Below are 2,672 nucleotides of genomic sequence, written 5' to 3'. Positions count from 1 at the left end.
TCCTGCCACACCGATTCGTTCGCTGGCACCAAGGCCGTTGCGCGCATCGCCGGCCAGCGCGAGGAATATCTGGTGAAGGCACTGCATGACTACAAATCAGGCGTGCGCTCCGGCGGCGGGCAGGCGGCGATGGCTGATGTCGCCTATCCGCTGAGCGATGAAGAGATCACCGCGCTCGCGCATTATTTGGCACATTTGTAGTTGTTTGCAGTTGGTCGCGCCGCAACCATAGCCGTCGTCCCGGCGAACGCCGGGACCCAGACTCACAGGCAGAGCTACGAGAGGCTAGCTGTCGCTCCAGCCTTCGCAAAATAAAGTTCGGTGGCTCTGGGTCCCGGCTCGAGGCCGGCTCGACAGTGGAGCATGAGTGCGCTACGCGCCCTTCGCCCGCTGCGCCTCGTAGGTCTTCAGATGCGTGTACGCCGTGCGCAGCTTCGGGACCGGCACCTTCGCGGCATCCGCCCGCACCACCAGATCGCCGATGACGTGATCGGCCTCGACCGGCAGACCCTGCTTCAGGTCGCGGAACATCGAGGCCGTCATCGGTGAGCCCTCGGTCGTCAGCAGGCCGGAGACGCGCTGGAAGAACGGACCTGCCGGCGCATAGCCCGCCGCAGCAGCGATGGCGCTGCATTCGTCGAGCATGCCGAGCAGGAAATCCTTGCCGCCGGGCGCTGCGAGGATCACGCCGACGGGAGCCTGCATCAGGGTGGTGGAGGCGGCGAGCGAAGCCAGGAACACCCACTTCTCCCACATGTCCTGCATGACGTGCTCGCTCGCCGCGGCGTTGAAATTGCCGCGCTGGAAGATCTCGAAGATGGCGCGCACGCGCTCCGAGCTGCCGCCATCGCGCTCGCCGAATGTCAGCGACTGCATCGGCTGCAACTGCACCACCTCGCGCTTTTCGTTCAAGGTCGCGGCGATAGCGCAGAGGCCGCCGAGCACGCGCTGGCGGCCGAATTTGGCGTCGAGCACGTCGAGATGCTTCATGCCGTTGAGCATCGGGATAACAGCGGTGTCGGGGCCGACCGCCGGCGCGAACGACGCGATGGCGTCCTCGAGGTCGTAGGCCTTGCAGCTCAACAGCACGACATCGAAGTGCTGCTTCAGCGTGTCGGCCTGCACGGTCGGCGGGTTCTTCAGCGTGACGTCGCCGGTCGGGCTCTTGATCACGAGGCCGGCGGAGGCGAGCTCACCGGCTCGCCGTGGCCGCACTAGGAAGGTGACATCGGCACCCGACTGCAGCAGCCGGCCGCCAAAATAACCGCCGATCGCGCCGGCACCGACCACGAGAATGCGCATGTTGATGTCCTGTCGTTGTAAATCGCCGGAGATTGTGGCGGCGAATGGCGAATAGAGACGGTCTTCATTCGCTATTCGCCACCCGCTTTCCGCTTCTCTACCATTTTTCGCCGGAGGGGCGAATTTCCATCTCAAATGTCCAGGCGCTCTTTGGCTGCTGATAGAGCTGCCAATAGGCGCCGGCGACCGAGGCCGGCGGCATCAACAGGTCGGGATTGTCCAGCGCCTCCTTGCCCCAGATCTGCGCGCGGCGCTCGCGCACCCAGGCGGTGTCGACACCGGAGTCGATGATGAGATGGGCGACATGGATGTTCTGCGGCATCAATTCGCGCGCCATCGATTGCGCCACCGCGCGCAGGCCGAACTTGGCGGAAGCAAACGCCGCAAAGCCGGGGCCGCCGCGCAGCGAGGCGGTGGCGCCGGTGAAGAAGATGTTGCCACCGCCGCGCGGAAGCATCAATCGCGCCGATTCGCGGCCGGTGACGAAGCCGGCCCAGCAGGCCATCTCCCAGACCTTGCGGAAGACGCGATCGGTGGTTTCCAGGATCGGGAAGTTGACGTTGGCGCCGACATTGAAGATCACTACCTCCAGCGGCGCATGCTTGTCGGCCTCGTTGAGGAACGCGGTGGTCTCGTCCTCCTTCCGCGCATCGAGCGCGCGCGGCACGATGCGGCCGCCGGCATCCTCGACCTCTTTCACGAGCGGCGTCAGCTTGTCGCCGTTGCGCCGGCCGGCGAACACGGTGAAGCCTTCGGCGGCGAACTTCTTGACGATCTCGGCGCCGATATAGTCGCCGGCACCAATGACTGCGACCGTGGCGTTGCGTTGTTGCATCGTGCTCTCCTGTCATTCCGGGGCGATGCGAAGCATCGAACCCGGAATCTCGCGCCTCACTTCGGGACTCCGGGTTCAGCCCCGCGGGCTGCCCCGGAATGACGGCGTTGTGCTTGTGCTCACAACGACGGTGTCATTCGCCCAGCACCATCTCCTCGACCTCGCGCAACTGCTCCTTGCCGAAGAACATCTCGTCGCCGACGAAGAAGGTGGGCGAACCGAATGCGCCGCGCTCGACCGCTTTTTGCGTGGTCTCCAACAGCTTCGCCTTGACCTCCGGCTCCTGCGCGCGGGCCAGCAGCTTGGCGCCGTCGAGCCCGGATGCGTTGAGCGCTGCAAGCGCGACCTCAGGGTCGTCCATCTTCTTCGGCTCGCGCCACATATGGTGGAAGGCCGCGTCGACATAGGCCTCGAACACGCCTTCGAGCTGGGCGGCGATCGCGGCACGCATCAGGTTCAGCGTGTTGACGGGGAAGAAGGGATTCCAGACATATGGCTGGACCTGGAAGCGCTTGACGAAGCGCTGAGTCTCGAG

At 64.9% G+C, this 2,672-nt stretch carries 4 protein-coding genes; 1 reads left to right on the top strand and 3 read right to left on the bottom strand.

Going from position 1 to position 2,672, the window contains the following annotated elements; translation table 11 throughout:
• On the top strand, nt 1-201 hold a 201-nt coding region (locus tag WA702_RS21890; RefSeq protein WP_425112639.1), incomplete at its 5' end, for a c-type cytochrome.
• Nucleotides 202-372: 171 nt separating this feature from the next.
• Here WA702_RS21890 and panE read toward each other — a convergent pair.
• The 3 genes from panE to WA702_RS21875 all read right to left on the bottom strand — a co-directional run.
• Nucleotides 373-1,302: a 2-dehydropantoate 2-reductase gene (gene panE / locus WA702_RS21885; RefSeq protein WP_425112638.1), complete on the bottom strand. Its 930-nt coding sequence runs from the start codon at nt 1,300-1,302 to the stop codon at nt 373-375.
• A gap of 97 nt (nt 1,303-1,399) precedes the next feature.
• Nucleotides 1,400-2,137, bottom strand: a complete 738-nt coding sequence (locus WA702_RS21880; protein WP_425112637.1) for an SDR family oxidoreductase — start codon at nt 2,135-2,137, stop codon at nt 1,400-1,402.
• 133 nt (nt 2,138-2,270) lie between these two features.
• On the bottom strand, nt 2,271-2,672 hold a 402-nt coding region (locus WA702_RS21875; RefSeq protein ID WP_425112636.1), incomplete at its 5' end, for a 2-hydroxychromene-2-carboxylate isomerase.

The organism is Bradyrhizobium sp. (genome assembly GCF_049798375.1).
Classification (GTDB): Bacteria; Pseudomonadota; Alphaproteobacteria; order Rhizobiales; family Xanthobacteraceae; genus Bradyrhizobium.
The sequence above is the reverse complement of the archived record's forward strand: the minus strand, read 5'-3'. Positions and strand labels throughout refer to the sequence as shown.

What these genes read in the sequence shown, in the direction of transcription:
- panE (WP_425112638.1), bottom strand. Translation starts at nt 1,302, where the DNA reads ATGCGCATTCTCGTGGTCGGTGCCGGCGCGATCGGCGGTTATTTTGGC.
- WA702_RS21880 (WP_425112637.1), bottom strand. Translation starts at nt 2,137, where the DNA reads ATGCAACAACGCAACGCCACGGTCGCAGTCATTGGTGCCGGCGACTAT.